This is a genomic window from Histophilus somni (assembly GCF_014202395.1).
In the GTDB taxonomy this organism is placed as follows: domain Bacteria; phylum Pseudomonadota; class Gammaproteobacteria; order Enterobacterales; family Pasteurellaceae; genus Histophilus; species Histophilus somni.
The window spans coordinates 1-6,314 of the sequence record NZ_JACHGQ010000020.1 but is presented as its reverse complement, the minus strand read 5'-3'; the positions used below and the strand labels follow the sequence as shown (position 1 = coordinate 6,314).

Genomic DNA, 6,314 nt, shown 5'->3' with positions numbered 1-6,314 from the left:
TTTACCAAATGTTTTTTTACCTTCAGCATCACCTATATTTGTACCATCAACTTTTAAGAATCCTGATTGTAAAGCCGTTGTTGTAGTATAATTTTCTAACTTATCAGCCACAGCCTTAGAAGTAACTACTCTTTCGTCGTTTTCATCTACTGTTTCTGCCTTATTTAATTCTAATGTTATTTTAGCATTACCATCGTTAGCATCAGCTGTTGCTTTTACCGTGATGTCTTTCCCTTTAGTTCCATCTTGTTTTGTTTTACTTTCCGAACTATCAAACACCAACGTTCCGCCTAATTGCATGTTTGCTGTTCCATTAGTAGTATCATTACCTTTAAAGCTAATACCTTTATTAACAGCCGTGATTAAGTCATCAATCGCACCTTTAAATGTAGTTTGTTTTTTATTAGAATTGTCTGATCCTTTAATTTCTGTAAATTCTGGTTGAATAAATCCTGTTTTTCCAGTATCAACAGTAACTCCTAATTTACCTGCCAAGTCATCCAACTGTTTACCAGTTATTGCATCATTTGAATCCTGAGTAATTTTTCCATCTCCCAGTCCTGATATTTTAACTTTATCAGTTCCTGATTTTTCTAATGTTAATGTAGCACCATTTTCAGGACTTAACTCGATTTTCTTATTACCGTTATTGTTAATTTTAATACTTCCTGCATCAGTTCCTGCAGTGATGGTCGTCTCATTCTCTTTTAATTCAAGTTTTGACTTACCTGTACCTAATTCTAAACTTGTATTTTGATCATTAAGTATTAACTTAGCGTTTCCCTTGCTAATTTCAGACACGCCACTGAATTTATCGCCAGTTAACGTTACAGATTTACTGTTATCTCCTGATGTGAAAACGATAGATTTTCCACCATTATTTTTTAGCTCAATTTTTGTATCATTATTAGCAATTGAAGTGATTCCTGTTAAAGCATCTTTTAATTTTATGCCTATTTTTTTGCTAGCTTTATCAACTTCAGTTGTGATGTTTTTACTATCTCCATTAATATTTAATTCATTATGCTCTTTATCTAAGGTATAACCTTTTCCATCTGTTCCGTTACTATCCCCCTTAACCGTGAAATTAGCGGCGACTTTTTCTAATCTTTTGTCTAAATATTTTTTGTTGACAGCGTAGTTATCATAAGTATTTTTCTTAGGATCAGTTGACTTATCCTCAGGAATTTCTTCTGTAATTAATACATTTTTAAAAGTAGGGGATTCTTTTATGCCTATTAATAATTCTTTACTGTTTGATAAGTACTTTGTTTTAATATTATCAGGAAGATATTTTTCTCCTGCTGTAATAGTAGATGGTGTATCTACAGCTCCAGCTTTAATTATCAACTTATCTCCTAAATAATGTGTTCCTTTAGCATCATCTTCGCTTCCAAAAATAAAGCCTTTATTAATCGCTGTTGTATTTTGACCAATGGCATCTTTAAAGGTCATTTCTTTTTGTGCTGGTGTATTTGTACTTCCATGATATTGAACAACGGTAAATTCTGATTTCTTAAATCCGCTAGTTGTATCAACTTCCGCACCCAATACATTCACCGCTAATTTAGAAAACTCATCAGCGACAGCGTAAAGTTGGCTTCCGTTGATAGCGTCGGTTGAAGTTTCCGTTACCGCACCTGCGGCGACGTGTTTGATTTGTCTTTCCTTGCCGGTTTTACCTATGCTTAAAACGGATTTTTTATTGTTTTCTTTATCATCAGCACTCACTCCACCTTTGAAATTAAATTTAACATTAATAGTCTCTATTTTAGCTTCATGAAGTGCGGTTTCTTTTTTAGTCGCTTCTGACTCTTGCCCCAAAGCAATTGAATCACCAGCGTTGGCTTCAACCACCGCACTTTTGCCTATGGCGACACCGCCCTCGGCTTTAGATTTGGCTTTATAACCAATAATCACTGCGTTTGTTGCACCATTTTCAGCTTTTGTTTCTGCTCCGATAAGTACGCTGTTTTCTGCATTTTGGGCATTGGCTTTATTACCAATCGCAACTACGTGTGTATTAGCGAATTTGTCAGAACCATTGCCCTCAAATCCTATATTAATATTGTTCCCTAACGCCACAATATCCGTACCGTTTTTGATTTTATTTTTATTCCCGATAGACGCTGTCCAAGCGGCATTTTCTATTTTTGTTCCATCTTCTCCAACCTTAACAGCACCTATTGCTATAGAACTTTTAGATTCTATTAATTCTGTTCCACTACCTATTACAACAACCGCACCATTTGTATTCTTAAAGTTTTGTGTAACTGTATTATTAGACCCTAGTACAAACGAACTATGTACATCTACACTTACATTATTACCTATTACAACTGCATTTTCTGCTTTAGATTTTGCATTATGTCCTATTGCTACTGCATTTTGGGCAGCAGCTTTAGCTCCAACTCCTATTGCTATTGCACCATCTTTCGTTGCTCCGTCATTTGCATAATTTTCCTTTGAATCAGCCCCGCTTGGATGTTTAACTGAGACAAAATGCAATGTAGCTTCTTTTAATTGTGAGTAATTTACAGCATCATTATCAGATACTCCATTTGCTACATTTGATATTCTTACCTTATTAGCAGTCTTATCTAATGTTAAGTCAATTCCTCCTAATTTAATTATTGGAGAATTTTGTGAATTTACATCGAATACAATCTTATTATCATTATCTTTACCTATTGATGTAATACCTTTTAATGTACTATTAAGCTCTATTGTTACACTCTTATCAGCTTTACTAACTGATGTTGTAATATTTTTATGGTTACCTGTATCTTCTTTTCCTTTGATATTTAGCTCTGTGTTGCTTTTATCCAGTGTATATTTTGTATTATCTTCACTTGCTTTAAAATTATCACCTTTAACATCAAAGTTAGCTGCTACATTTGATAATCTTTTATCTAAATATTTTTTGTTTACAACATAATTTTCATATGTTTTCTTTTTATCAGTATTAGGTTCTGGTATATCATCTGTAACTTGTATATTTTTAAATGTTGGTGTATCACTGAATCCTATCTCAAATATTGCATCTGATTTTTTATCGTTTGTACTTAATTTAGTTTTTAAATTCTTACCTAAATATTGTGGTGTAGTAGCTTGCTTTCCACTTGATTGTTTTGGTATATCTCCTGCTTTAATTTCTACTTTTGATCCTAAGTAGAATTTTGCTGGAATATCATTTCTATTAGCACCTCCACTATTTGTAGAACTACTACTATCACTAAATACATATCCACTATTTACAGCTTTTATTAAATCATCTATTGCTTCTCTATGTGTTGACTCAACACCTTTTCTTGAATCACCTACATATTCTACAGCTTCGAAGTTCTTTTTATTTAATTTAGTATAATCAACAGTCTTATCTGTCTTTTTATTTTCTATTCCTAATATTCCTATAAGCTCATTTATTTGATTACCTGTTATAGCTTGATCTGATTTATCTTTAATTTCTCCGTCTGCTATGTGTCCAAATTTAATAACTTCTCCCATATTGGCAGTTTTTATGCCTTTTATTACTACAGTTTGTTCGTTATATCCTTTCGGTCCTGCTAAAACATTTTTGTTTTCAACTGGACCTAATTTTTCCAAAGGCTCTCCATTTTCTGTATTTACTCTATAAAATTTATTATCTTTTTCACTTTTTACTAACTTTTGTGTTTCCCCATTAACTGTTGTGTAATAAGTAACGACCCCTTCTTTTTTCACATAAGCTAAAGTTTTTAATTGTCCTACGGTAGCTACATCACTATCTAATGCCCCTGCTGCTACGTTGACTATTCGTCTAAATCCTACTTTTCCATTATTATTCCAACCACCGACAGAAACTATACCTGAGGCACTATCAGTTTTTGTTTCATAACTTGAACCTTGAGGGAAATATCCAGGCAAATCAATTGCATCAGAAGATCCGTCCAAAGTAGCTATGCTTTTATTATTATTGTCATAAAAATAGTTCGTTGTTGATTGATACCCTAATGCTACGGAATTTTTCATCGAAACTTCAGCTTTATTCCCTAAACCAACAGAGTTTTTAGCCATTACATTTGAACTTGTACCTATAGCAATAGCTGAAAAGCCTGTATCGCCAGAATTTGCTGATCTTGTTGTCAGTGTTTGATTTTCAACTTTTGCACCATTACCTATTACTATTGATTTTTCTGCATTTTCCTTCAAGCTCGCACTATTTCCTAAAACGATACTTTCACCTGATAAACTATGGGCTCCATAGCCTACGGCAATGGTATTATCTTTCGTTACACCAACTCCTGAACCAATCGCAACTACTCCAGCTCCCGCTACATTCACTCCTGTACCGATTGCGATAGAGTTTTCTTTATATACGTTTGTACCGATACCAAATGCGATAGTATTTGTTGCATATTTACCTACGTTATTTAATGCTCCTAAGACAACAGAGTTTGCTCCTCTTACTACAGAAGCACTACCTATTGTAATAGTGTTATTTCCGTTGTTTGATATGTGATATCCTAGAGATATTGCATGGTCTCCCTCTTGTTCAGTTGTATATATTTTTTCAGTTGTTTCTAATTTTTCATTTCTTTTATCATAGGAATAGCTTAGTTTTTTTTCTTTTTCAGCAATTACTTTATCTATCATAGTAGTAATTTTATTTTCTGTTCTATGTGCAGCAAATCCAGATTTAACTACAATACTATCATTCCCAAATTTTAATTCTTTTCCATTATCAGCACCGTAAGTAATATCAGCACTATTATTACCATTATCTATTATATTAGGAGCGGCAGTCTCTGTATGTCTCATAATGAATTCAGCAAACTGCTCATCTCCATCACCTGACAACTTAGCATTTGAAGCAACACTCGGTCCTATCGCAATTGATCCTTGCCCTACAGCTTTTGCATTTGAACCAAATGATAACGACCCCTGAGATGTAGATTCTGCCTTATTTCCTATCGCAAATGAATTAGGTGCAAATACCCTTGACTCATCTCCAATTGCTACCCCACCTTCTGCATTGGTATCAACGAATGCACGAACTCCAAGTGCTGTTGATTCATCTGCTAAGGCGAATGATAATGTACCTATCGAAAGGGATGCATTTCCATAAGCAACGGATCTTGATCCTATTGCTATTGCTCCAATACCTGCTGAGTATGTTGGAGAATATATTCTATTATCTATTCTTTGATTACCATCCTGATAAATTAAATACTTTTTTTTAAATTCCTCTTCAGTCATTATGTTTTTATAAGTATCACCTACATATGTAGTACTATGATCATATCCGTAAATTTGCTTTATTGTTTTTTCAGGTAATTTATCCTGATATTTCTTAGCTATATCATCATTTCCTATTGCGATAGAAGAATATCCCGCTGCCATTACGTCCGAACCTAATGCTGTTCCTTGTCCTGCAGCGTACACATTATTTCCTATTGCCGTCGCCTGAGATTGCCAACCAATTGCATTGTATCCTACTACTGTCATGCCTCCACCAGTAACAGAAGTATTGTTTTTTTGATCTGGTGCATTTCTTCCAGCAGCTTTGGGACCAATAATTACTGATTGATATATATTTGTATTTACCCCTTTGACAAATCTTTTATCAGAGTTTTGTCCATTTTTACTAATAGGGGCGAATATTACATTCTCCTTATCTTTCCAGTTAGGTGCTTCAGACCATTGATTTCTTCCGTCAGTTCCTACTCCTGATGCACCTGTATCATGATCTGTAACCAAATAGCCTAGTGTTGCATACGAAACCTGACAATGCATCGCCACCAACGCCAACGGCAGGACCTTAAACGCCCCTAACATACCGCCGAAAAACACACCGCACTTCGACTGACCCACACCGACCGACGACGCCTCAACACGGCTCGCCACTTGGCGGTTATTCGCTAATTCAGACACTACTTTCGTTTGACCGGTTGTTACATCGTATTTAGTTTTGAAGATTTTGTTCATAAATTCACTCTCTTTAATCTTTTAAAATGGTTTTTTCAATTGTTTATTTTGTTGATTTTTTTAACTTTTTTATGGTTTTTGATTAATTAAACTTTTTGCTTTTTAGATAGTTTGATGAATAAATCGGCGATGCCTTGCTGTTTAAGACAAAGCAAAAAAAGACGAATGATATTTTCGCCGAGGATTTGAAAAGGGAAAATGGGGATATTTTTAGAGGTTAATAATGTAAAAAATAGGTTGCAGGATTTGCAAGTTAGCCTAGACTGTAGACTGTAGACTGTAGACTGTAGACTGTAGACTGTAGACTGTAGACTGTAGACTGTAGACTGTAGACTGTAGACTGTAGA

At 34.4% G+C, this 6,314-nt stretch carries 1 pseudogene; it reads right to left on the bottom strand.

Features of this window, described 5'->3' with window-relative positions:
* A pseudogene (locus HNR69_RS09420) lies at nt 1–5,817 on the bottom strand (hypothetical protein); the annotation flags it as partial.
* Nucleotides 5,818–6,314 lie beyond the last annotated feature (497 nt).